This is a genomic window from Heyndrickxia camelliae, from assembly GCF_002844575.1.
Taxonomy (GTDB): domain Bacteria; phylum Bacillota; class Bacilli; order Bacillales; family Bacillaceae_C; genus Margalitia; species Margalitia camelliae.
On record NZ_PIQO01000025.1, the window covers coordinates 1 to 24129 of the forward strand.

The following is a 24129-nucleotide window of genomic DNA, read 5'->3' on the forward strand; positions in this document are numbered from 1 at the left end:
ATTGACGTTTCGTTCTGTTCAGTTTTCAAAGGCCAACATCGTTTATCAGCGACTTTCCTATAATATCACGTCTCAGTGCTGATGTCAACATGTTTTTTGTTGTCTTTTAATTTATCCTTACTTACCGGACAACGAATATAAATATACCACCATTTTTACTAACATGCAATAGCTTTTTAATAATTTATTAACAAAATTAATATATTAATATAACAAAAAACACCATAATGGTTGTTATTCAATAGTTATGACAATAAAAAAGCTAAAAGCTCCCGATAAACGAGAGCTTTTAGTATAATTTATTCTTTGTTTTTCATTAACGGGAATAATAAAACATCTCTAATGGATGCAGAGTTTGTTAATAGCATCACTAAACGGTCTACACCAATGCCTAATCCACCTGTAGGAGGCATACCGTATTCAAGAGCTTCAACGAAATCTTCATCCATCATATGTGCTTCGTCATTACCTTGTTCACGCTCTTCCAATTGCTTTTCAAAACGTTGACGTTGATCAATCGGATCATTCAATTCTGTAAAGGCATTTGCATGCTCGCGACCCACAATAAACAACTCAAAACGATCGGTAAAACGAGGATCTTCCTCATTCTTTTTAGCAAGTGGCGAGATTTCAACGGGGTGTCCATAAATAAAGGTCGGTTGAATAAGAGTCTCTTCCACCTTTTGTTCAAAGAATTCATTAACGATATGACCAAATTGCATATGTTCGCCAATTTCAATTCCATGATCCTTCGCTAATGCACGAGCTTCCTCAACAGACATCTCTTTCCAAAAGTCAACACCAGTAACTTCCTTCACCGCATCCACCATATGAAGACGGCGCCATTCTGGTTCAAGATTAACCTCATATTCTCCATACTGAATAGTAGTAGTACCTAGCACTTCTCTTGCAATATGAGCAATTAAATTCTCAGTCAAGCTCATTATGTCTCTATAATCCGCATAAGCTTCATATAATTCAATCATCGTGAATTCCGGATTATGTCTAGTGGAAACACCTTCATTACGGAAAACTCGACCAATTTCATATACCTTTTCTAATCCACCAACAATAAGTCTCTTTAAATGCAACTCGATAGCAATACGCATATAAAGTGGTATATCTAACGCATTATGATGAGTAATAAATGGACGTGCTGCCGCTCCACCTGCTATTGCATGCATCATTGGTGTTTCTACTTCTAAATATCCATGATCATCCAAATATCTGCGCATAGATTGGATAATCAAACTGCGAGTAATAAACGTCTGTTTGCTCTCATCACTCATAATTAAATCAAGATAACGTTGACGATAACGTTGTTCGACATCTTTTAATCCGTGAAATTTATCTGGTAATGGACGCAATGACTTGGTTAAGAGAACAAACTCTGTTACTTTAATAGACAATTCTCCAACCTTTGTTCTAAACACTGTACCCGTAACACCAATAATATCTCCTAAATCTAATGTATTAAATAACTCGTAATTTTCATCTCCGACAGCATCTTTACGAACATAGACTTGAATTTGTCCTTGCAAATCTTGAATATGAGCAAATCCAGCTTTTCCTTTTCCACGTTTCGTCATAATGCGGCCAGCAATGGTTACATGAATATCTTTTTCATCTAACTCTTCTTTAGTCAATCCGTCATAAAGTTCTTTAATTTGTTGTGTATTATGCGTTCTATCAAATCGTTTTCCGAATGGATCTATTCCACTCTCACGGATAGATTGCATTTTTTCGCGCCTTACCAGCACTTGATCATTTAATTCTTCCATACTCACTTTATTGCCACTCCAATCTATTATTTTGACTATCTTCACTTATAAGGCCATTATAAATGCTTCTATTTTTTATAATGAATATACTTTATTATTGTACACAATCTTAAGTATTCAGACATCCATTAAGTATAGATTTAATAAATTAGTGAAAAAACTGCCAGAATTACTGGCAGTTTGGCACTCAATTAAGGTTGTTATCTACAATTTCGTTTACACACAACAAAGTTTAAGAATAGATCCTTAATTAACCAACTTTCACTTACTTCTATTTCTGCTACATAATCAGATAAAAATTCACTTGTATTACAATTACAAATGCTATGTAGCACTTGACCATTTCCTTTCATACCCTTTCGTGCTACATGTTTGCTCATTTAGTACAGGTGATTCACCTATTAGTCTAGGTACTTTACTATATTTATTTATAAACACTTATCATTCTGCATCATCGGGAGGGGTGAGCTCATCCACTTGAATTTCAAGCAAACCCGCTACATCCTTTAAAAAGCTTTCCGTAGGCAGACGACTTCCTCTTTCTATTTCTCCTAATATCGATACAGAAACCTTTAAATTTTTTGCTAACTCTTCTTGGGTATAACCTTTTAATTTTCGAAAAGCGCGAATGCGTCTTCCCCATTTATCTGTTTCCATAAGCGAACTCCTTCTTTATCAGGTATTCCGTTAAGAATTTCATTTAAAGGGGTTTTCAAGGTCGGTAACTGTACTACCGGATCTATTTCCAACAACGGCACCAGCACAAATGCTCTTTCATGCATTCTTGGGTGTGGGATAATTAGTTTCTCTGATTTTATATTTTCGTTATTAAATAATAAAATGTCAAGGTCTACCGTTCTTGGTCCCCACCTAATTTTCCTAATTCTCCCTAATTCTTTTTCCGTCAGGAGGCATACTTCAAGCAGTTGTTCCGCAGAAAATGATGTTTGCACCTTTACAACCATATTCAAAAAATTACCTTGTTCCGTATATCCAACAGGGTCCGTTTCATATATGGAAGATGCCTTGCTAAGTTCAATTTCAGGGTAAGATACTAACATTTTTAGTGCATCTTTCAAAAATTCTTCACGATTCCCAAGATTTGAACCTAATGATAGATATGCAGTATTGATCATCTTGTTTTACTCCTTGTAATTTCGACCGCCACTGATTGGTAATGTCCTGGGATAGGAGGGTCGGGTTTTATGACTTTGACTGTTGTCTGGACAATGAAAGGATGATAGTCTAAAACCGAAGTAGCTATCTTATCTGCCACAGCCTCTAATAATCGATAAGGTCTACCCTCTACTATATCTTTACAAATGTTATACACTTCTGCATAGCTTACAGTATCATTCAAATCATCACTCTTACCCGCTTTAGATAAATCAAGTTCAAGTACTAATGATACACGGAATCTTTGACCTAAACGATTTTCCTCTGATAAAACCCCATGATATCCATAAAATTCTAGTTCATTTAAATAAATTTTATCCATTATACTCTCCCTTGCCAACTAGGACATCCATCATTTTAGCCATTCTGCTCATTTCCTTTACATCATGTACTCTAATAAGCTGACATCCCTTTTCTATGCCAAAGCAAATGGTTGCACCTGTTCCTTCCAGTCTTTCTCCTACAGGGAGATCTAAGATTTGCCCAATCATTGTTTTTCTCGACGTAGCTAAAAGAACCGGGTAACCTAATCCAACGAGCTTGTCCAAGTTTTTCATCATCTCAATATTCTCTTTTACATCTTTAGCAAATCCAATCCCTGGGTCTAAAATGATATTTTCATCTTTCACTCCCGCTTTTTTTGCTATGGATATACTTTCATAAATATCTTGTAAAACGTCTCGAATAAAATTTGTATAATTTCTATTCTCTCGATTATGCATTAATATGATTGGGACATCATGTTCAGCGGCGACATTAGCAATCTCAGGATCTTTTTTAGCTCCCCAAACATCGTTAATGATGTGCGCTCCCGCTTCTAATGCACTCTTTGCTGTTTCTGCTTTATATGTATCAATAGAAATAGGAATAGATATTTCTTTGGATAGTTCTGAAATTACTGGGACAATTCTTGAGATTTCTTCCTTTGTATTGATAGGTTCATGTCCCGGACGAGTAGACTCTCCCCCTATATCGATAATATCTGCGCCGTCCCGAACCATTTCCTTAGCATGTATTAAAGCTTTTTTATTATCGTTAAATTTTCCGCCATCGGAAAAGGAATCTGGAGTCACATTTAAAATTCCCATAATCAAAGTTCTATGTTGATAATCTAATCGATGTGGCCCACATTGAATTACCTGACTCATTCTTTAAACTCCTTTCAGCCATAACTAACTATAGTCTAAACCTTTTAGAAGCTAATCTACAACCCCCATTGATTTAATTAAAATAAAAGAACCACCGACTAGAAACTAAAATTAGACACTTCGGTAATAAATAATCCGCAAAACAAGATTCAGGAACATATGTTTCCTTTTTGAGGAACAAAAAAGGCAATCGGATGAACCAATTGCCTTTTCATTCTAATATTAATCCTCAAATTGATATAATGCAGTACTTAAGTAGCGTTCACCATTATCCGGAATAATTGCTAGAACCTTTTTACCCTTTCCAAGTTCTTTTGCAACTTTTAATGCTGCGTGAATGGCGGCACCACCTGAAATTCCGCCAAGAATTCCTTCGAGTTTTGCTACCGTCCTGGATGCTTCAAAAGCCTCTTCTGTTTGTACGTGAATAATTTCATCATATATTTCTCGGTCTAACGTATCTGGAACAAAGTTTGCTCCCAATCCTTGAAGCTTATGAGGTCCTGGTTTCCCCCCTGCTAATATAGGAGAGTCTGCAGGCTCAACTGCATATATTTTAATATCCGGATATTTTTCCTTTAGAACTTTTCCTGCTCCACTTATTGTTCCACCTGTTCCAATTCCGGCTACAAACGCATCCAATTGGTCACCCATTTGCTCAACAATTTCCTTTCCTGTTGTCAAACGATGGATTTCTGGATTGGCCTCATTTTGGAATTGCTGAGGCATAAAATATCCGTTCTCTTTGACAAGTTCCTCTGCCTTATTGACCGCTCCTCTCATCCCTTCAGCACCAGGTGTTAAAACAAGTTGAGCACCATAAGCACGAAGTAGATTTCTACGTTCTAAACTCATCGTATCTGGCATGACAAGAACCGCATTATAACCTTTTGCTGCTGCTACCATTGCTAATCCAATACCTGTATTTCCGCTGGTTGGTTCTACAATTGTATCACCAGGATTGATTTTTCCTGCCTTTTCAGCAGCTTCAATCATCGCTAAAGCAATTCGGTCTTTCACACTGCTTCCTGGGTTCATATATTCCAGTTTAAGATATAGGTCCGCATCATTTTCCCCAGTCAAGCGACTTACTTTCACTACAGGTGTTTCTCCAATTAATTCCGTTACGGATTGTACATTTCGCGCCACGACATTCACCCCAAAATCCGAGTATTTTTATTGGTTTAATAACTAAAAATTAACATTTGTCTAAATAAAAGTCAACGAAAAAGCATCGACATATTTCAGCTACAATTATGTTACCCAAATCTGCTATTCGACTACTTAAATAAAAAAACAATATATGGAAATTGTTGTAAAGAACTTGCATAGGAACAAAAAAAAGACACAAGTTGTAAACCTTGTGCCTTTTATTTATCCTCTCCATAAAACCATTTTACGTGATTTTCCTTCCAAAATGATTCCGGGGTTACATTATTCTCTATAGAGCTTAAAGCAACTTGCCTTCTAATTTGGTCCTTCACTTCATTATAAGAATAGACTTTTTCGTTTATTCGATCTGTTAATTGAACAACCGCAAAATGCCCCTTATATGGAATTGGGTTACTGTATTGATCTATTTTAAGATTCGCAATGGCTTGTAAAAAATTTGAGGGATACTCCTTAGAATCCTTCGAAATATAGCCAATGTTTCCTCCCTGAGGACTAGAGGCAGAATCAATGGAAGTTTCCATTGCTAAGGCATCAAAACTCGAACCATTATTCAGTGCTTCGATAATTTGCTCAGCTTCGTTTTTAGTTTTCACCTCAATTAGGGAAACCTTATAGAAGGTTGGAATATCATAAAAATATTCATGATCCTGATAGTACTTTTTTAACTGTTCCTCCGTAACCTTTACATCTTTCGTAATCAATTTTTCAAAAAGTAAATTTGTTTTTATCTCTTTTCTTAACAAATCATTATTTTCGAATTGATCATTTGAATCTTGCATAGATTTAGTCATCAATATTTCCCGATTCAATTCTTTGTTGGTTACTGTTATTCCATATTTTTTTGCCATTTTTTCTATCAGTTTTTGATCGATTAAATTCCGCAGTATATCCTTTCCGCCTTGCTGCTCCATTGCCAATAGCCAGTCTTGCCTGGTAATTTTTTCGTTGCCAATACTTGCAACTGTTTCGTTTAAGCTATTGTTTGCATAGACATTTTGGTTTTCCCTAAAGGTAAAAAAGAAGATGGTACAAATATTAAGTAAGACTAATCCACCAATAATGTACAATAACTGCTTCTTCCCCAAGCTTCTCTCTCCTTATTTCGCTTCTTCGGCTAATTCTTCAAGTTCTTCTTTAGAAAAAAGATATTTCGAATTACAAAAATGACATTGTGTTTCAGCTTGCCCATCTTCATGAATTATATCTTCAATTTCTGTTTTCCCCAAGCTGATTATAGCAGCAGCAAATCTTTCCTTAGAACAATTACATTTAAACTGGATTGGCATTTTTTCAAGTACTTTTACGTTTCCTTCACCCAATAAACTGTTTAAGATTTCTTCCGGACTTAAACCTTGTTGAATCAATTTCGAGATAGGCGGGCTAGCTTGAATTCTCTTTTCAATATCATCTATTACTTCCTCATTTGTACCTGGAAGCAACTGAATAATAAAGCCTCCAGCAGCTAAAATACTGTTATCAGGATTCACTAATACACCTACACCAACAGAGGACGGTACCTGTTCAGAAGTAGCGAAATAATAAGTGAAGTCTTCACCTAATTCACCAGAGACAATTGGCACTTGACCTGAAAAATGCTCACGCAACCCTAGATCTTTTACGACTGTTAGTGTTCCTTCTGTTCCTACTGCACGGCGAACATCTAATTTGCCATGTTCATTTAAATCAAAATGGGTTTGTGGATTGGTAACATACCCACGCACATCCCCTTTAGCATTACTATCAACAATGATTACGCCGATAGGTCCGTGACCTTCAATCTTAATAGTTAATTTTTCTTCCCCTTTTAACATTGCTCCCATCATTACACCAGCCGTCATGGCACGTCCCAACGCGGCAGATGCTGTTGGCCATGTATAATGGCGTCGTTGCGCCTCTCCTACTGTATCAGTGCTCTTCGCAGCATATGCGCGCACTTGTCCGTTATAAGCTAAAGCTTTAATTAAATAATCTCCCAATCGAAAAGCCTCCTTCTACTCACTTGTATTCCTTTTATATATGAGACTTAATCCTTTTAAAGTCAAGAAAGGATCCACAATATCAATTAATTTTGATTCACTTGCTATTAGACTGGAATGACCTCCTGTCGCTATAACAATCGGTTCTTTTTTACTCTTTGCTTTCATCCTGGAAACAATACCTTCAACTTGACCAACATATCCATATACAATTCCAGCCTGCATCGCAGCAACCGTATTTTTCCCTACAATCCCTTCTGGTCGGGCAATTTCTATACGCGGCAATTTCGATGCCCTTGAATATAAAGCTTCTGCAGAAATGCCGATACCAGGCGCGATAGCTCCACCTAAATACTGTCCTTCTTCGTTTATAAAGCAATAAGTCGTAGCCGTTCCAAAATCCACTATAATGAGCGGGCTTCCATATTCATGTATTCCGGCAACCGCATTGACAATTCTATCTGCCCCAACTTCTTTAGGGTTATCATATTTAATGTCCAATCCAGTTTTCACACCTGGACCGACGATTAGAGGTTTAACATTAAAGTATTTATTACACATACGTTCTAGAGCATAGTTAATAGGAGGCACAACAGAGGAAATAATGACACCATTGATATCCTTAAAATGAATTCCTACATGTTGAAAAAGGGAATTTATAATCATTGCATATTCATCTTCAGATTTAAAGCGATCTGTTTCAATCCTCCAATGATGTTTCATTTTATCATCATCATAAATCCCGAGGACAATATTGGTATTCCCTACGTCTAAAACAAATAACATACTATCACCACTTTAATTAGTCTAATTGCATGCCAACATCATACCATATTTCCATCCTAAAATAGGAACGGTTTTATCTTAAAAAATTATATATTCCTGTTTTATTGCCCTGTGAAGTAGAAATCCATATTCTTAAATGAAAATTGTTGTAAAAATAAAAGGGACATCGGATTTTAGATGTCCCCTTTAATCTTACCTTATTCTTTTGGCTCATCAGAATCTTCTCGGCTATTTGTATTGGTTGGACCTAACTTTTCCGGCCTAGAAGGTTCATCTTGTTTCTCTGTCATTTCTTCTGATTTCTTTTGAATGTTGACTCTTAATGAATCACTATCCACATCCACTTTTTTGCTTTCTAAATATGCTGCAGAACTGCGATCCGGCAATGTACCATTTTCATATAATGAACGGATTTGTTCCGCATCCAATGTTTCCACCTTTAACAATGTTTGAGCGATAATTTCCAGCTTATCGCGATTTTCGGTAAGAATCTTTTTAGCTCGGTCATAGCACTCTTTAATAATGCTTTGGATTTCCCTGTCAATTTCAAAAGCAATTTCATCTGAATAGTTTTGTTCATTATTCAAATCTCTTCCTAAAAAGACCTGACCGCCTTGTGATTGACCAAACTGTAATGGTCCAAGCTTGTCACTCATACCAAATTCAGTTACCATTTTCCGAGCTATATTCGTTGCACGTTGGAAATCGTTTGAAGCCCCTGTTGATACTTCGCCGAATGTTATTTCCTCAGCAACACGGCCACCTAATAAGCCAGTTATCTTATCAAGCAATTCTGGCTTTGTCATAAAATAACGGTCTTCCTTCGGTAGCATCACGGCATATCCGCCCGCCTGTCCGCGTGGTACAATCGTTACTTTATGAACCATTTCAGCCTCATCTAAAACTAAGCCGATAACGGTATGACCACCTTCATGATAAGCAACAATATTTCGTTCCTTTTTAGATATAACTCGGCTCTTCTTCGCCGGCCCAGCAATAACACGATCTGTTGCCTCATCGACATCTTCCATATCGATTTTTTTCTTATCTTGTCTTGCTGCAACTAGTGCTGCCTCATTTAGTAGGTTTTCAAGGTCTGCGCCTGAAAAACCAGGTGTTCTTGCAGCAATTGCTTTTAAATCTACTGTTGGATCTAGAGGCTTATTACGTGCATGAACTCTTAAGACAGCTTCACGTCCATTAACATCAGGACGGTCAACAGTAATTTGTCTGTCAAAACGACCCGGACGAAGTAATGCAGGGTCTAAAATATCTGGGCGGTTTGTTGCTGCAATAATAATAATTCCTTCATTAGCGCCAAATCCATCCATTTCAACAAGCAATTGGTTTAATGTTTGTTCACGTTCATCATGTCCACCGCCTAATCCGGCACCACGCTGACGACCAACTGCATCAATTTCATCAATAAATATAATACATGGAGCATTTTTCTTCGCATTTTCAAATAAATCACGAACACGGGAAGCACCGACACCGACAAACATTTCAACAAAGTCAGAACCACTTATAGAGAAAAATGGCACTCCCGCTTCGCCAGCAACTGCACGAGCTAGTAATGTTTTACCAGTACCAGGAGGTCCTACAAGAAGTACCCCTTTAGGAATTCTTGCTCCAAGCTCCGCAAATTTCCTTGGGTCTTTCAAGAACTCTACCACTTCCACAAGTTCTTGTTTTTCTTCATCCGCACCAGCTACATCACGGAAGCGGACTTTTTTCTTGTCATCGTTGTAAAGCTTTGCTTTGCTTTTCCCAAAATTCATCACACGGCCACCGCCGCCTTGAGCCTGGTTAAGCAAGAAGAAGAAGAGAATAAAAATGATGACAAACGGAATTATTGAGGTGAAAAAAGATACCCAACCGCTTGTTTCTTTTGCCATCATTACATCAACTTTTGTATTTGCAGCCGCTTTATCAATACGATCAAGCGCTGCCTGACTATTCATTACGTATGTAAGGAATTGTTCTTTGTTATTGAGTTCTCCTCTAACTTCATATACACCTCTTTCAGGCTGCATAGAGAAGTTTTTGACTTCCCCCTTATCTAAGGAAGAAACAAATTGGTCATATGATATATTCTTCGTAGGCTCATTGTTATTGTTAAAGTAACTTACGATACCAATAAGAACGAGGAATAATAATACATAAAAGATTGTATTTCTAAATATTCTGCTCATTCCTTACCTCCTCCCACGTTCAGAAAACTATAATAAATAGTATCATAGAGAATCTTGCAATTTCAACCATTTGCACTTGCGATTACGGCTTTTTTGAAAGCATTTTCCAAACGACTATATTGTTATTGTAAACTTATTCACCTTTACTATACACTTCTGGCTTCAATACCCCGATATAAGGAAGATTTCGATACCTTTCAGCGTAATCTAATCCATAACCGACCACAAAAGCATCAGGAACGATGAAGCCCACATAATCAGCCTCTATATCAGCCTTTCGACCGGTTGGTTTATCCAGCAAGGTAACAATTTTAATGGATTTTGCCTTTCGGTAACGGAACAGCTCCACTAAATAGCTTAAAGTCAGACCACTGTCAATGATATCTTCAATAATAAGAATATCTCTTCCTTCCACTGAGGTGTCCAAATCTTTCAGTATCTTGACCTCCCCAGAAGAAACAGTAGATCTTCCATAGCTTGATACATCCATGAAATCCATTTCCAAATAAGTGTCGATTTGTTTCACTAAATCAGCCATAAACAATGTTGCTCCTTTTAATACCCCTATGGCTAATGGAAAACGACCGTCATATTCTTTTGTCAGTTGTGCTGCTAATTCTTTTGTCTTTTTTTGTAATTCTTCTTCTGAAATTAATACTTTTTCAATGTCTTGTTTCATTAACTTGGTTGCCCCCTAGAAGATGTTTGTTTGCAGTATTGTAATATATAATATGCTTCATTAGGCACGGGCGGCTTGGCGTAACATGATTTCTTCAAACCAGGAATCCACAAAATAATTCCTTCTTGATCTGTTACAATGGGCCATATCTCCCTTTCATCTATCGGAACTTTTTCGTCAATAAATATATCCTTCACTTTTTTTGTTCCATTTAATCCTTTTACTTTCATTCGGTCACCATTCCGTTTTGTTCGAACGATGACTGGAAATGTAATATCGTTTGAATGTATACAAATGATATTATTCCCTTCGTTCAATGTAGGATGCTCCCCCTTAAACATTTCAATCATGTATCCATTTGGAAGAATTACTTGAGCTCCGTCCTCTAGCATAAACTCATATGCAGAAGATAATTCTTCCACCGCAAAGGAAAAGCGGCAACTTTCGTAGGAACGGATTACCTTTAAACCTAAAGGTAAATCTAGTTTTCCAGAAGGTTGATGGGGATTAGACACTAAATTAAGAACAGCATCAATATGAACGGATAGAAAAGTGCCAGGATTTTCTTTATAGAGATAGTTTAATATTAGTTGAATCCCTCTCCTTTGTAAAGGCAAAGGCATTGCAGAAAAGGAGTTAATGTTAATGGTGATTTCACCATCTGTTTTATTCCATACTTTATTCATTTTTTTCTCCGTTAATTCCTGCAAAAATGATTCATCCTCCAATAAGTCCTCGCTAAAACGCTGAAAATGCTCATGAACATGACTATTTTCCTTTTTTAAAAATGGAAGAATATCCATTCGAAAGCGATTTCTAGTATAATCAACAGATTGGTTGGTAGGGTCAATCCGTGGAGTTAATTGGTAATAATGGCAATACTCTTCTATTTCTCTTTTTGTAACGCAAAGAAGGGGTCTTATTAATTCTCCATATGCAACTTTTCTGCGCAGTGGAATTCCAGCGCGTCCTTTCCCTGAACTGCCGCGCGTTAATCTCATCAATATCGTCTCTATTTGGTCATCCCCATGATGGCCAAGTACAAGCTTATTTAAGCCTAATTGTTCCATGGTATCATCGTAAAATTGATAGCGATATTTTCTTGCTGTCTCTTCAAAACCATTTCCTTCCCTATGAACCTTTTCCTCAATATTGATTCTTTTAACTGCGATATTAATGCCAAGGTTATGACAAAATTCCTCTACAAATAACAAATCCTCGTAGGACTCTCGGCCACGCAGCATATGATCAACATGTGCAACTGTCAAGGAAACGGAGAAATAGTCCTTCCTTTGATATAAATAATGGACTAGAGCCAGTGAGTCTGGCCCTCCGGATACTCCAATTAAAAGGGAATCTCCTTTTTCCAGCAGCCGATGATTTTTAATAAATTCAGTAACTTTTGCTTCAAATGACAGCATATGTATTCTTTCCTTCAATTAATAAAATATCATATGAATATAGTACCAAAATAACGATATAGCTTTCACTTCAAATTTGAAGTTTTAATGAAAAAGGGAGACCTCATGTCCCCTTTCTACATTAAATGGTCATATACATATAAAATATATAGAAATGATATGACCAAAATAATCATGATTGTTTCTAAAAAAGAGGTAAATTTGCTTTGTCTTCTTCGTTTCACCCGTGAAGCGGAGCCAGTCTTTTTTGGTTTAGTTGATATCCCTTTCACCGAAGAAGAACTATCTGGATTACCAACTGAACCATGAGAAATATTTTTTAATAAATCCTTCCTCATTTCTAATGCATTACTATATTTCCCATTTATAGCCTTCCATAATATTTCACGATGCTCTGCTAATTCGGGTTTTGCTTGAATTGCCTTTTTTAGCTGTATAAAGCCATCTCCCTGTTTTTGGAATCTTTTAGGATAAGCTAAATTAATCATTACCATTGCTGCGGCAAACAAGTCATAACTTGGCTCTGCTTTTCTGGAACCAGCTCCCCAATAACCTCTATCGAAAAACTCCGTATACTCCTTAATAGCCCTTCCTATCATCGTTGTTCCACCTACATCAATACAACGAATCCGAGTAGGAGGACCTGTTACTATTAAGTTCTCTGGTTTTAAATCTCCAAATACCCAGCCTTCTTGATGAAGACGATCTAAATCACTTAAAAGCTGCAAAATTAATACATCCGACCACCCACTGCCTTTTTTTTGCACGAAGGTTAAAAGATCAGGTCCATGAATATATTCCATGACATAGAAGGGAATCCTGTTATTTTGTGTTTCCCAATCATCGATTTCTAGTAAAGAAGGTCCGAGGGTGCTCCCTGGGACCTTTGAAAAAGACTTTAAAACATTTACCTCCGAGGTTATGGACATGGCATTATCACTCATTTTCAGTGCTACATACCCTTGTTTGCTTTCTGCTAAATATACCATTCCATTGGCACCATAACCTAGCTCATGAATAAGTGTATAGTAATTCTTATTCCATTTACCATTAATGACAGTTCCGGGTCGAAATTTATATTGACTCTTCAAAGTATTGTTCATCATCACGTGATAACAAACCCCTTAAAGAACGTTTTTTATTGAAATATGCAATTGCCTCTTTAATAGCAGGAGCAGTTGGTGTAATGCCGCCTACGCTAAGTTTCGAAAAAATCGAAGTAAGTGATTCTAATCTTGGTGTCCAATCTAGCAATTTTTCGACATCTTTCCTTTTCCCGGGAAATACAAAAACTGAAAATTGATTATTTCCCATTCTCGCATTTAAGCTTAAAGATAGATCAAGCAAGGCCTCTTTTACAGTTGGCAGCTTATGCTTCATACTTGCACTTGTATCGACAAGAATCAACACGTCCAAGTCTACCGTTTCACCAAGCTCGTCCACCACCTCCATTACCTCTCCTCTTTGATCAGGCGGGAGTTCTTCCATAGATGTATTTCGTCCTAATATATGTTTTAATTCACGATTCACCACACCTTGTAAGGTTTGTGTCATCGCTTTTCTCGTCACCATCTGAACCGTTTGCGATAAACTTTGAGCATATACAATTTGACTGATACCTCCACCTGACATGGATATCCCTTCAATTTCCTGCATGCCTTTCTCATCAATCACATCATTTTCCATAACTCCAATAACATTAATCGTAATTCCCTGTTCTTTTGCCAAGGCAGCCATTGCTACTGGATCGCCACCCTGATTTGAACATCCGTCTGTAATCAATAATATTTGCTTTAAAGTTCCTGTTTTCAAAGAATTTCCCCTCCAAAAGGTCGTTATTATGGGATGAAAAGAAATTTAGTTACTACCATCATCGACGATTTGAAGGGGTTTTATACTTTTTATGTTTACTATTTTTTTAGTTTCAACAAGTATTCTTCTATGATATTAATGCCTTGCGTTTGCTAACTGGAATAGCCGCCCATTTTGGGGTATTGTGTTCAATTTTTGCTACAACTATTGTCATATCATCTTCGATTACTCCAGATCTTGTCCGAATAACCTCCTCCATGATTAAATCAGCTATTTCCTGTGGATCTTCGGTTTGCAGTTCTTTTATTTTACGCTTCATCCATACATCATAATTCTCTACATGCTTCGGTCCTTCAAATATTCCATCACTCATCATCACAAGAAGATCTCCCGCCTTAAGCTGGTCAGAGACCACATCTACATCAAACTCTTGAATAATCCCCATAGGCAAATTACTAGATTCAACTTTCAATACTTTATTGCCTCTCTTAATAAAACTTGGAGTTGATCCTATCTTTAAAAACTTCACACTGGCATCTTGTAAATCAATCATTGCCAAATCAAGCGTTGAGAAGATTTCATCTGTTGTCCTTAAGGAAAGAATAGAATTGACAGATTTAATAGCTACTTTCTCTTCAATTCCAGATTGTAGAATCTTTTGCAGTAATTTGAGTGTTTCATTACTCTCATGGTGTGCCCTTTCTCCATTTCCCATTCCATCGCTGATAGCAATTGCATATTTTCTTGCCCCAAGTTCTATCATGGAATAGCTATCTCCAGAAATGAAGCCTCCACCTTTTGCCGCATGGGCAACACCAGTTTTTACAACATACGATTTATCAGACCTAAAGGTTACATAAGTATATCCATTAGGATATGCCACGTATTCTGCTTTTTTAACAATAATAGTTTCTCCTAAAATATCAGATAGCAAAGGTGCAATAATCTTTTCACATTCCCCATGGCTATTATTTGTCGGAATCGTCATATCGATATCAATATTTCCTTCTTCCAGACAATATATTTCGACTTGCTCAATTTCTAAACCAAAATCTTGCAAAGCATCTAAAATCATTTCCTCTTGCTTTTGGTGATTCTCTCTTTCTCTTTTAATTTCATTAGCAAAATCGCCCATTACTTCGGAAACACCCAATAATTGTTCCGCGACTAGCTTTCGGCTTTCCTTAACCTGTTTTCTTAACTTTTGATTAGCATAATAAAATGTTAACTCTTGGTAAATAGCACCTTCTACTTTCTTTGCTCTTACACAATGCTTTTCTAACTCACGATGGGTTCGTTGCGGCAACACACCTTCACCATGATCATAATCATCCATCACTTTTTTCATCAAATCATAAGTTTTATCAAAGTTCTTTGCCCAGCATTGTTCTTTTTTAAAACAGGACTGACAAGTTTTTTCTGTCACATTGCTTAAGAAAAAATCGAGTTCCTGATCCTCCTGTTCCCCATCCCTCCATTGATCGTATTGTGAAAAACTATTGGAAAGTGCTTGAAACACAGAGGAGAATTGTTCTACTCGATGAACTGTGATGTCCCTGATTTTCCTCATATATTGTTGTTGTTCCATAGCGAATTCTGATGTGCCAGGTATATGTTTTGCCATTTTAGAGGTTAATTGCTGCGGTGTTATTAATAGCAGCAAGATGGCAATACTTGATTCATATATATTTTGTATCAAAGGTGTTTGGGAATCCCCATACATTCCAATTAACACCGTGGCGATTAATAAACCAATGGAAGTTCCGATTCTCCTTCCTTCCTTTAACAAGCCCCCTAGTAATCCTGAGAAGGCAAGTAAACTCATTTGATAGAAACTAGATACATTGGCTAAGCTGAAGATTAAACCCGTTACGACCCCTACTGTTGAACCAACCGTTGCACCTCCTACAAATGCGAAGAGAAGGACCAAGTATCTCGATAAGATATGCTCTACAGATAGGTTATAGATGGACCAACCAATGGTTCCTGTAAGAACGGATGCCAACATAATTATTAGGCTGACAACCTCTTCCGTCTTATAACTCTTTTTTCTTTTTTTAAGTGATAAAAGTGGAATGCTCTGCATAAATATGAGAGTGAGGATAAATGTTAAACTTGCCTCTACACCGGCCATCATACCATCGTATAACGTTATCGTTTCACGATTTTGTATATAGAGAAAGACACATCTTGCCGCAAAAGAGGTAAAAAACACATAGTAAGGCAGTGCCTTGATTTCATCACGCTGAAATCTGGCAAGCAGTCGAAAAGCGACTAAAAAAATGACAGCACACGAAAAAGTAAAAGCAGTATTGGCAATGGATAAGGTAAAGGCACCTACCAGTAGCCCGAGTAAAACTAATGGTGCTTTTTTTCGCCTCATCATATACACAGAAACAAAGAATGGTAATGCAAATGGAGATAGGTGAGATAATATTAGGGCCCTGCCCAGTAAAAAACCGATGAGAATGAGAGCTACACCTTTCTGGAGAAAGAATTGGTCTAGCTTTACTTGAAGACTCGTTAATCTTTTGGAAACTTCGAGCTTTGTTTCCTCTAAGTTACTCCCCTGATCTATAAAGCTATGTTCCGCCTTTTCCATTTTATATACACTCCTTTGGCGTTAGTAGTTGCAAACCATTATATATTGGACAAGTCTAGAAGTTTGTCAAAATTGAGAAGTGAGTTGAAAGAAAAGTTCGACTTCTTTCAGCGAAAAGACGGATGGTCTTCCATGATTCTCGGCAAATAATGTGATGATCCACAGAAAATCTTTATCCTTTTTGCATATTAGGTATGTATACTATTAGTATTAAAGCCATTCGACAGTATTTTAAAAACAATTTTATTCCCTTTTAAAAAAAAAATCGAAAAGTATATTGACAAAAAAATATTCCATATGTATTATAGAACTTGTGCTTTTGAAATATCTTTTAAATATGGCGGCGTAGCTCAGCTGGCTAGAGCGTACGGTTCATACCCGTGAGGTCGTGGGTTCGATCCCCTCCGCCGCTACCAATTTCATATTGGCCCGTTGGTCAAGCGGTTAAGACACCGCCCTTTCACGGCGGTAACACGGGTTCGAATCCCGTACGGGTCATCAAAAAAAAGCGAAAGCGCCTTGCTCTTCCGATAGGCCGAGCTGGACAAGGATAAATGNCAAAAAAAAGCGAAAGCGCCTTGCTCTTCCGATAGGCCGAGCTGGACAAGGATAAATGGTTAGCAGAGATGCTAGCCATTTTTTTATTTTACAAGCAAAAAAGGACATTCCTCTTAACAAGAAGAATGTCCTTTTTATTTATGAAGGTTCCCTTCACCTGCTATATGTTAATAGACAGCAAGTTAGCCTCGTCTAGCACCACGACCGCCGCGTTTTGACTCGGTATGGCGTTTTAATGAAGATAGACGATCTTCACTATCCTTTAAAAAACGAGCCATTTTCTGCTCGAAATTTTCTTTTGGGCGTTGGTTAAAACTTGGTTTATTATGACGTGGTTTCTGAGTTGGTGCCTGTTCCTTCGCTTTTCGAATCGATAAACCAATTTTGCCATCTTTCTCAACATTAATGACTTTTACTTGGACCTCATCGCCAACTTTCAAATGCTCATTAATATCCTTCACATAGTTATCCGCTACTTCACTAATGTGAACAAGTCCTGTTGAGCCTTCTGGCAACTCGACAAACGCTCCAAAATTAGTGATCCCTGTTACTTTCCCTTGTAACTTGCTGCCTACTTCGATCGACATAAAAAATAATTTCCTCCTTAAAAAGATAAAAGATAAAGCTTAATATATATTATATCGGACGTTAAAAAAGAGTGTCAATAAGACACATCTTTATCCTCATCCTTCTTTTTCTTGTCATCTGGGATGTTAAAAATTATTTCCCCCTTTTCAGAAAGGAAATATTCACTTCTAGCTAGCTTTGCAATATAATTATCATCGTTCAATTTTACTACCTCATCCTGAAGATAGGACTTTTTTTTCTTTAAATCAGCCAGCTTTTTCTCAAGCTTCACTTTTTCTGCTTGTTTTGCCTCTAGCTGATGGTTTCTCGAAATGAGTGTAGAAACCAATAAATATACCGATGCAACCGCGATAATACCGAATACAACCAATCTGCGAAAAAGTAATTTTTTCCTTCTTGCCTTTACTTTCTCTTTCACCATTTGCTGTTTTGTATACGCATTTTCCATCGAAGTAATATTTTTTTCTTTCCTAACACCCATCTCTAAACCTCCTATCTCTGCTTCTTATAAAGCTCGAACTACTTTTTATAAAAGATGCCAAATATATATTTCCAAATATATATAAATTTATTCTTAATGTTTTTAAAAAAACCTGCTAATCTTATAGATAACTTTTCGACGGATTTTTTAATTGATTCAGGCAGCAGTTTCCAAAATAATGCAAAAATCCATTTTAACGGAGAAAAAATTATCTTTATGACCCATAATAACATCTGTACTATCACTTTTACAAGAGACAATAGTACCTTTCCTAATGTGATGGTTAAGGTAACAAATGCCAGCACAATCCATTTTATAGGATTAAAAATCAGTGACATAAATAATTTTACTATAAATTGGTAGATCAATATGACTGCACTGATTAAAATTTCAAGTAATTTCAAATAAATATTTTTCATTAATGCCTGGTATGCTGCAAAACCACAGACTAAGGCCACAAATATATAAAAACGGATTTCTCCATAGTTGACTAAAAACAAAATATAGAAGACGGCTAGTCCCTGTATTAACCAAAACATCACATCATTGATGAATACAATCCACCTTTTTCGTTTGCCTCTTTGAAGGAAACGGTTATACGTATCAAGGGAGGCACCAAAAATGCTTCCCATCGCGATCATGGCAAGCATTGTGTAAAACTGCGTGGTTAAGCTCATCGGAATAGCTTGCTAAAGAAACCTTTAGCTTTCTCCCCATGATGTTCATCTAAATATACGAGGTCAAAGACCTTCCCTTTAATGGAAACAATTCCTCTTTCTACATCTAAATTTTTCATTTGCAAATTTTGTCCACGTATCGCTAAAAACCCCATTACCGTTTCCAATAAAAACTCTTCATTATCAAAACTATCAACCTGCTTTACACCTGTAATGTCTAAAAGCTTCCTCCCTCTCATAATGACATCATGCTCTTGATTTACATTTTTTCCACTAGAAGGTGTATCATAATATTGACTCAACTCAATCCCCCGCTTTCCGTATTCCTGGCCATACTTAAAATTCAAGCTGTTTATAACTAGTCCAAGCTATATAATCATGTGTATGACGCAGAGGACAAAAAAAGAACAAGCCTATAAAGAAAAGCAATAGTGCCTGTTTATCGGCGTATGAATGAGTGAAATTAAGCTTCCAAATTTCACCTTCGTAGTCTTGACTGAGATAAAGAAAAACGTACGGAGGCAGTTCTTTAACCAATAATACTTGTTCCTCTATTAAAAAACTCCCTAAAAAGGGAGCATCTACTCTTGGTTGATACGTTCGTCTTTAAGGACAGTATACATACCGGCAGCATCCTCTTTACGAGTATTTTCCTGCAGGTTTTCTACCTTTACCGTTACTAGTCTCTGACCGAAGCGAACAACAAGCTCATCGCCAATTTTCACATTTGAACTCGCCTTTGCCTGCTGACCATTTATCGTGATTCTTCCTTGATCCGCTACTTCCTTTGCAAGGGTTCTTCTTTTTATTAATCTTGAAACTTTTAAAAATTTATCTAATCTCATTGTTGTCATGATTTCCACCTCTATAATCCTGCTTTTTTTGCTTGATTCCAAAATTGATCAAGTTCTGCTAATGTAAAATCAGAAAATGTTTTACCTCTTGATTCTACTTGTTCCTCTATAAATTGGAATCTTCTTTTAAACTTCTGATTTGTCATTTCAAGTGCTTCTTCCGGATAAATGGATAATAAACGACCTACATTCACCATTGCAAATAACAGATCTCCAAACTCTGATATCTGCTTCTGTTTATCCTTTTTCGTTATCTCTTCCTGAAATTCCTTCATTTCCTCAATCACTTTTTTCCAAGCTTCTTCCGCCCGATCCCAATCAAAGCCGAGTTTGGATGCACTCTTTTGGTATTCATATGCCCTAATCAATGCTGGCAAACCCTTTCCAACTTCATCTAAAACAGTTTTTTGGGCTCCGTGCCCTTTTTCCTGCCCTTTTATTTCATTCCAATTCTTCAATACAACCTCCACATCTTTTGCAACAGTATCACCAAAAACATGCGGATGTCTGCGAATCATTTTATCAGAAATTCCTTCTATTACATCCTCTATTGAAAACATCCCTTCATCTTCCCCAATTTGTGCATGCAGCATAACTTGAAGTAGAACATCCCCGAGCTCCTCAACAATATGATCTATATCATCTTCATCAATTGCTTCTAATAATTCATAGGATTCTTCTATTAAATATTTTTTTAAAGAGAGATGCGTTTGCTTCTTATCCCATGGACAGCCATTCGGTCCCCTTAACTCCGCAATGATAGACCGCAAAGCAGAAAATTCCTTTAGTAATGTTTTTTTCATTGGAGGTACATAAACGCTTGTTAAATTATTGATTTCGACCTGGCGATCCAATTCATATAAAGGAATTTGTTTAATAGATTCCTCTTTTGAACCAGCCGCAGTTACGATAAACACATTATAATCATCTGGATATTTTTCCATCAATGTTAATTTCACATTAGAAGCACTAAACGCATCATACACCTGTCCAATAATGAGGTGTTGGTTGGTACGAATATCGTCCCTATGTAAATCAGTTCCATCTAACAACTGAAATCCTTCAATCGGATCTGCTTTAACAGCCGCAAATAAAGGGTCAATAAAGCTTTGACCTCCACCTATAAGAATTTCAATCCCTTGTTTCTCTCCTCTTTCCAATAATAATTGAACGGTCTTTTCTGCAACGAGCGGATGTCCCGGTACAGCATAAACAATATTTTCGTTTTTCGCAGCTGTGAGCAAGCTTTCTGTAATTTCCTCATACACTTCTTCAAATTGGTCATTTCGCTCATACACATTATCAAAGCTAACAAAATGAATACCTTCTGCTTCCAAATCACTTACAACCGGATGTTCCTTCGTTCTCAAAAAAAGCACTTTAGCATTCTTGACTAATTTATAAATACCTAAAGGCAGCTGATCAATATCGCCGGCTCCCAATCCAATAACCATAATTTGATTGCTCATCTAATACTATCTCTCCTTATTCGTAAAAATTCGAAAAAGCCTTTCACCAAATGGAAGAAAAAGAACGTCCTCTCTTAAAAATACTTTGAAGCACATTATGGAAATAATATATGCAGCTCCACCAATCACAACTCCAGACAGTGCAAGAATAACACTTGAAAGCCGGTTAGAAGGAAGAAAACTTTCTAAGCATATTAGCCAAATTTGCAATACTAGAGTCATAATAAACGCAGAGGCAAGCACTTTTATATAAAATAACGCCGGTAATTTTCCTATTTTTAACTTTCTAAGTTCCTTCATAAAAAAAACTGCTACCATACATAAGGAAAGGACCGTAGCTACAGATGCTCCTAATGTCCCAAATTTAGGAACAAGGAGTTGGTTAGTAAGAAATTTCACGATTACTCCAATCACCATATATAAGGCAGGAATGTATACACGACCGATACCTTGTAAAATACCCGTTATGGTTAAAATGATAGAACTAAAAAGGATGGATACGGAAAATACCGCCAGTACAAGAGAACCATGATCGTTTTTGAAAAGCATGATATTAGTCGGATGAATGATATTGATTAATCCAATAGCCGATCCTATCCCGACAATAATGCTTATTTTTAAAGCAATACCCACTTTTTCCTTTAAACTAGATAAGTCTCCATTTTGAAATGCTCCCGAAATTAAAGGCACCAATGTTAAGGACAAAGAGGTAGCCACTATGGTTCCTAATTGTAATAATGGTTGCCCACGGTCATAGATTCCTTTTAGGCTTTTGGCTTCCCCAATAGAAACCCCAGATTTTGTTAATAGAGCATAGATATCTAAGGAATCAACAAATTGGAATAAAACCAACATCATCCCACTGATACAAATTGCTAAGCCTTGCAGCAAAAAAGTTTTCTTCCCTAATATCATCGGCGAAACCCTTACTGACAGTGGATGCCTATTTCTAAACCAAAGCAAGAACCAGATTAATACCAAAAGGGATACCACTCCGCCGATAACCGAGCCAATAAGCGCCCCTTCACCAGCTATATATAAGGAGTAGCCCTTCCTTACTAAAAAATAGGTCAAGAGTAAAATAGATGCCACTCTAATAAATTGCTCCGTTACTTGTGATATAGCTGTTGGAAGCATGCTCCCTATCCCTTGAAAGAAACCCCTTATAACAGAGATAAATGGTACCAGCAAAAAAGAAAAGGCAATAATCCTTATTAATGGCCCTAATTTTGAATCCCCCATTAAGTCTGCTATATATGGAGCTCCGATGAAAAAAAGCAAAAACAAAATAATCCCCAATGAACTTAGCATTAGAAAGATGGATTTCATCATTTGCTTTATATTACTATTTGCTGCTTCACCCTCTGCAATAAATTTCGAAATAATCACAGGAAAACCATAAGTAGCTAAAGAGATGGCAACTCCATAAATTGGATATATTTGTTGATATATGTAAAAACCTACATCCCCTACTATATTTTGGAACGGCACACGATAAACAGCACTAAGGATTTTTGTAATCGTTGCTGCAATGGTTAAAATCAATGCTCCTTTAAATAACTTTTTGGAATCCTCCTGAGGCAAATTCTTCGACCTTCCTATCCTAAAATATGTCGTATTATAGCATATCATACGGAAAAGGGGGAACATAACAAAAGCTGTTAAATCCTTTTCTTTATTTGTTATAAGTCGTAGTTGACTTGGATATGAAACGTCTTTATTCCCAAAAGGTTTATACTTTTAATACTTGAATAAAGCTGAAATAAGTTCTGTATGATAAGAAACAAATTAAAGAAAAACCCATTCAAAAAAGAAGAAGCAGGCTATTTACCCGCTTCAAACCATTTCTGTAGAGTTTTACTGCTCCATTTGTCTTGCCAAAAATCCGGCAGCTGTTTCTGTTGCTTTTTGTTCCACTTCACCGATAGTCCGGTCTTTTGAGAAAATAACTACTGCACCAATCGGATCTCCATTTGCAACTATTGGGGAAATAGTATAGGAGGAAAGCTCTTCTTCGTAACCATCTACCAATGTTGCTTGTCCCTTATTGGTAACAAGAATTGGGTTACGATCCTCCATTGCTTTTTCGATAATTTCACCAATGTTTTTATTTAAGTAGTCCTTTTTCGATCCTCCTGCAACAGCAATTACTGCATCTCTATCACAGATCAATACCTGGCTCGTTAAGCTGTCATATAATGCTTCAGCATATTCCTTTGCAAAATCGCTTAACTCACTAATAGGAGAATATTTCTTTAAAATGACTTCCCCGTCCCGATCAACAAAAATTTCCAACGGGTCCCCTTCTCGGATACGTAATGTTCTGCGGATTTCTTTTGGAATTACAACTCTTCCTAAATCATCAATACGACGAACAATTCCAGTTGCTTTCATCTTATGTTGCCTCACTTTCATCAGATGATTTTTATTCGGCATCTCACTGCCTAATTTGTAAATGAATGAATCTTTTACCAACGTTGTCATTAGTATCTTTCATCTAGGAAGTTCTATACATGTGAGTTAATTTTTTGGCCCAAAAAATACAAATACGCTTGACACCTGGCCCTTCGGTGAATGGATGAGTTAATTTGAAGTGTGATATACCGTCGTTGACCAGTCGTAGGGATGATACGAAAAAATTCACATGCAGATAGGCACTGGAGTTCATGTTTTTTATATTGTTTCATTACCTCCATTGCTCAGAAAATAAACCTTGTTATTGGATTAAAAGGAAGAACATTACAACCTAACCG

23 protein-coding genes and 2 tRNA genes are annotated in these 24129 nt (G+C 36.8%); 2 read left to right on the top strand and 23 right to left on the bottom strand.

All coding sequences use genetic code 11. The features are described from left to right. Positions 1 to 299 precede the first annotated feature (299 nt). The 15 genes from lysS to spoIIE form a co-directional block, all read right to left on the bottom strand. Positions 300 to 1781: a lysine--tRNA ligase gene (gene lysS, locus CWO92_RS21610; RefSeq protein WP_165786744.1), complete on the bottom strand. Its 1482-nt coding sequence runs from the start codon at positions 1779 to 1781 to the stop codon at positions 300 to 302. A 441-nt stretch (positions 1782 to 2222) separates the two neighbouring features. Further along, positions 2223 to 2438 (bottom strand): helix-turn-helix domain-containing protein, encoded by a 216-nt coding sequence (locus CWO92_RS21615; RefSeq protein ID WP_101356281.1) that lies wholly within the window; start codon positions 2436 to 2438, stop codon positions 2223 to 2225. Beyond that, on the bottom strand, positions 2390 to 2917 hold the full coding sequence (gene folK, locus CWO92_RS21620; RefSeq protein WP_101356282.1) for a 2-amino-4-hydroxy-6-hydroxymethyldihydropteridine diphosphokinase: 528 nt from the start codon (positions 2915 to 2917) through the stop codon (positions 2390 to 2392). The genes CWO92_RS21615 and folK overlap by 49 nt, the downstream gene beginning before the upstream one ends. Next, a complete protein-coding gene (folB, locus tag CWO92_RS21625) occupies positions 2914 to 3279 on the bottom strand; it encodes a dihydroneopterin aldolase (RefSeq protein ID WP_101356283.1) in 366 nt (121 codons plus the stop codon). The genes folK and folB overlap by 4 nt, the downstream gene beginning before the upstream one ends. Next, positions 3272 to 4105 carry a dihydropteroate synthase gene (gene folP, locus CWO92_RS21630; RefSeq protein WP_101356284.1) on the bottom strand — a complete coding sequence of 278 codons (834 nt, stop codon included), beginning with the start codon at positions 4103 to 4105 and terminating at the stop codon, positions 3272 to 3274. Before folP ends, folB begins: the two co-directional genes overlap by 8 nt. A gap of 222 nt (positions 4106 to 4327) precedes the next feature. Continuing rightward, complete coding sequence (cysK, locus tag CWO92_RS21635) at positions 4328 to 5254, bottom strand: cysteine synthase A (protein WP_101356285.1); 927 nt, start codon at positions 5252 to 5254, stop codon at positions 4328 to 4330. A 221-nt stretch (positions 5255 to 5475) separates the two neighbouring features. After that, positions 5476 to 6363 carry a peptidyl-prolyl cis-trans isomerase gene (locus tag CWO92_RS21640; protein WP_101356286.1) on the bottom strand — a complete coding sequence of 296 codons (888 nt, stop codon included), beginning with the start codon at positions 6361 to 6363 and terminating at the stop codon, positions 5476 to 5478. Between the two features lie 12 nt (positions 6364 to 6375). Beyond that, positions 6376 to 7254, bottom strand: a complete 879-nt coding sequence (gene hslO / locus CWO92_RS21645) for an Hsp33 family molecular chaperone HslO (RefSeq protein WP_101356287.1) — start codon at positions 7252 to 7254, stop codon at positions 6376 to 6378. Positions 7255 to 7269: 15 nt separating this feature from the next. Beyond that, complete coding sequence (locus CWO92_RS21650; protein WP_101356288.1) at positions 7270 to 8040, bottom strand: type III pantothenate kinase; 771 nt, start codon at positions 8038 to 8040, stop codon at positions 7270 to 7272. A 197-nt stretch (positions 8041 to 8237) separates the two neighbouring features. Further along, on the bottom strand, positions 8238 to 10235 hold the full coding sequence (gene ftsH, locus CWO92_RS21655; RefSeq protein ID WP_101356289.1) for an ATP-dependent zinc metalloprotease FtsH: 1998 nt from the start codon (positions 10233 to 10235) through the stop codon (positions 8238 to 8240). 133 nt (positions 10236 to 10368) lie between these two features. After that, positions 10369 to 10914, bottom strand: coding sequence for a hypoxanthine phosphoribosyltransferase (hpt, locus tag CWO92_RS21660; RefSeq protein ID WP_101356290.1), 546 nt, complete (start codon positions 10912 to 10914; stop codon positions 10369 to 10371). Next, complete coding sequence (tilS, locus tag CWO92_RS21665; protein ID WP_101356291.1) at positions 10914 to 12335, bottom strand: tRNA lysidine(34) synthetase TilS; 1422 nt, start codon at positions 12333 to 12335, stop codon at positions 10914 to 10916. The genes hpt and tilS overlap by 1 nt, the downstream gene beginning before the upstream one ends. Before the next feature lie 116 nt (positions 12336 to 12451). Then, a complete protein-coding gene (gene prkT / locus CWO92_RS21670; protein ID WP_101356292.1) occupies positions 12452 to 13441 on the bottom strand; it encodes a serine/threonine protein kinase PrkT in 990 nt (329 codons plus the stop codon). Next, positions 13410 to 14147: a vWA domain-containing protein gene (locus CWO92_RS21675; protein ID WP_101356293.1), complete on the bottom strand. Its 738-nt coding sequence runs from the start codon at positions 14145 to 14147 to the stop codon at positions 13410 to 13412. Before CWO92_RS21675 ends, prkT begins: the two co-directional genes overlap by 32 nt. A 127-nt stretch (positions 14148 to 14274) precedes the next feature. Then, positions 14275 to 16749, bottom strand: coding sequence for a stage II sporulation protein E (gene spoIIE / locus CWO92_RS21680; RefSeq protein WP_101356294.1), 2475 nt, complete (start codon positions 16747 to 16749; stop codon positions 14275 to 14277). 339 nt (positions 16750 to 17088) lie between these two features. Between spoIIE and CWO92_RS21685 the strand changes: the two genes are divergently transcribed. Further along, positions 17089 to 17165: transfer RNA gene (locus CWO92_RS21685), tRNA-Met, on the top strand. 10 nt (positions 17166 to 17175) lie between these two features. Further along, positions 17176 to 17247: transfer RNA gene (locus CWO92_RS21690), tRNA-Glu, on the top strand. Positions 17248 to 17489: 242 nt separating this feature from the next. Here the strand turns inward: CWO92_RS21690 and CWO92_RS21695 are convergent. From CWO92_RS21695 to spoVT, 8 genes are all read right to left on the bottom strand, one after another. Continuing rightward, positions 17490 to 17894: a S1 domain-containing RNA-binding protein gene (locus CWO92_RS21695; protein WP_101356295.1), complete on the bottom strand. Its 405-nt coding sequence runs from the start codon at positions 17892 to 17894 to the stop codon at positions 17490 to 17492. A 74-nt stretch (positions 17895 to 17968) separates the two neighbouring features. After that, the gene (locus CWO92_RS21700) at positions 17969 to 18376 is read right to left on the bottom strand and encodes an FtsB family cell division protein (RefSeq protein WP_101356296.1); all 408 of its coding nucleotides are present in this window, start codon (positions 18374 to 18376) and stop codon (positions 17969 to 17971) included. 38 nt (positions 18377 to 18414) lie between these two features. Next, positions 18415 to 19053 (bottom strand): spore cortex biosynthesis protein YabQ, encoded by a 639-nt coding sequence (gene yabQ / locus CWO92_RS21705; RefSeq protein WP_101356297.1) that lies wholly within the window; start codon positions 19051 to 19053, stop codon positions 18415 to 18417. Next, a complete protein-coding gene (yabP, locus tag CWO92_RS21710; protein ID WP_101356298.1) occupies positions 19050 to 19355 on the bottom strand; it encodes a sporulation protein YabP in 306 nt (101 codons plus the stop codon). The genes yabQ and yabP overlap by 4 nt, the downstream gene beginning before the upstream one ends. A 279-nt stretch (positions 19356 to 19634) precedes the next feature. Then, complete coding sequence (locus CWO92_RS21720) at positions 19635 to 19898, bottom strand: RNA-binding S4 domain-containing protein (RefSeq protein WP_101356328.1); 264 nt, start codon at positions 19896 to 19898, stop codon at positions 19635 to 19637. 20 nt (positions 19899 to 19918) lie between these two features. After that, entirely contained in the window at positions 19919 to 21376 is a 1458-nt protein-coding gene (yabN, locus tag CWO92_RS21725; protein WP_101356300.1) for a bifunctional methyltransferase/pyrophosphohydrolase YabN, read from the bottom strand. 6 nt (positions 21377 to 21382) lie between these two features. After that, positions 21383 to 22960: a putative polysaccharide biosynthesis protein gene (locus tag CWO92_RS21730; RefSeq protein WP_235851654.1), complete on the bottom strand. Its 1578-nt coding sequence runs from the start codon at positions 22958 to 22960 to the stop codon at positions 21383 to 21385. Positions 22961 to 23233: 273 nt separating this feature from the next. Next, entirely contained in the window at positions 23234 to 23770 is a 537-nt protein-coding gene (gene spoVT / locus CWO92_RS21735) for a stage V sporulation protein T (RefSeq protein ID WP_101356329.1), read from the bottom strand. Positions 23771 to 24129: the final 359 nt, after the last annotated feature.